This is a genomic window from Massilia sp. LC238, assembly GCF_000735635.1.
Classification (GTDB): domain Bacteria; phylum Pseudomonadota; class Gammaproteobacteria; order Burkholderiales; family Burkholderiaceae_D; genus Telluria; species Telluria varians.
In genome coordinates this window covers 1-1,366 of record NZ_JNNN01000015.1, presented here as the reverse complement: position 1 = coordinate 1,366, position 1,366 = coordinate 1, and the positions used below count along the sequence as shown (strand labels likewise).

Sequence of the window (1,366 nt, the reverse complement as noted above, 5' to 3'; positions counted from 1 at the left end):
TGAGATAGCCCCTTGAAGTACCAGACACAGTCGATGCTGTATCCTTACGGATAGGAATAAGACTGTGAGTATGACTAGAAACAACCAAACCATCGAAGTCGTGACGGTGTCCGAAGAGCGACGCCGGCGCTGGTCAGTGCAGGAAAAGGCTGCGCTGGTCAAGGAAACGTACGAGCCAGGCATGAGCGTGTCGCTGGTGGCCCGCAAGCACGGCATCAGTGCCAGCCAGCTGTTCAACTGGCGCAAGCTCGAGCGGGAAGGCGCCCTGGTGGCGGTGCAATCAGGTGAATCGGTCGTGCCGGCGAGTGAGTTGGCGGCGGCGCGCGCCCAGATCGCGCAACTGCAGCGCATGCTGGGCAAGAAGACGATGGAGGCGGAGATCCTGCGCGAAGCGGTCGAGCTGGCTCGCGAAAAAAAGTGGATTGCGCGCTCACCCTTATTGGACAAGGACGGGCAGTAAAGCCTGTCTGCGTTGTCCTTGGTGTAGCGCGCTCGCACGTGATTGACCTCCTTGCCCGACCCGCGGACTGGGTCGACAAGCGCACTGTGGCCAGGCTCGACCCGGTCGCCGACGCGATGATTGCCGACGCGGTACGCGCCGAGATCACGGCGCTGCCGACCTATGGCTACCGTCGTGCTGGCGCCCTGGTGAACCGTACGCGAAGCCTGATGGGCCTGCGTCCAGTGAACCACAAGCGCATGTACCGCGTGATGAAGGAGCAGGGTTTGCTGCTGCCGAAATCGCCTAGGCGTAGTGACAGCGGCCGCCCTCACGACGGCAAAGTGATGGTCGAAGAATCGAACCAGCGCTGGTGCTCGGATGGCTTCGAGATCGCCTGCGACAACGGCGAGGTGGTGACTGGCGTGTTCATGAAGGACTGCTGCGACCGCGAGATTATCGCCTGGCGTGCCTGGATCGGACGTGGCCTGCCCGGTGAGCCGGTGCGCGACATGATGATTGAGGCCGTGGAAGCACGTTTCGGCAGCACCGACGAGCGGGCGATCACAGTGGAATTCTTGAGCGACAATGGCGGCGCTTTCCGGGCTATCGAAACGCACGCTTTGGCCCATCAACTGGGCATCAGGCCGGTGCATACGCCAGTGAACAGCCCGCAGTCGAACGGCATGGCAGAGAGCTTCGTGAACACGTTTAAACGAGATTACGTCGGCGGCATGGACCGCAGCAGCGGCGCTGTCGTGCTGACTCAGTTGCCCGACGCATTCAAGCATTTCAACGAGGTGCATCCGCATTCAGCGCTCGGCTACAAATCGCCGCGGATGTTTAGGAAAGAGCGACGCCGTCAGGCTCTGGAAACTGACGCTAACTAAGCATCAGGCTGTGTCCGGGAAAAGCGGGGCAAGATCA

1 protein-coding gene is annotated in these 1,366 nt (G+C 61.1%); it reads left to right on the top strand.

Translation table 11 applies throughout. The features are described from left to right. Positions 1-70: 70 nt before the first annotated feature. A protein-coding gene (locus tag FG94_RS03650; RefSeq protein ID WP_229413060.1) for an IS3 family transposase occupies positions 71-1,329 on the top strand; the annotation gives its coding sequence in 2 pieces (ribosomal slippage) (positions 71-401 and positions 401-1,329; 1,260 coding nt in all). Positions 1,330-1,366: the final 37 nt, after the last annotated feature.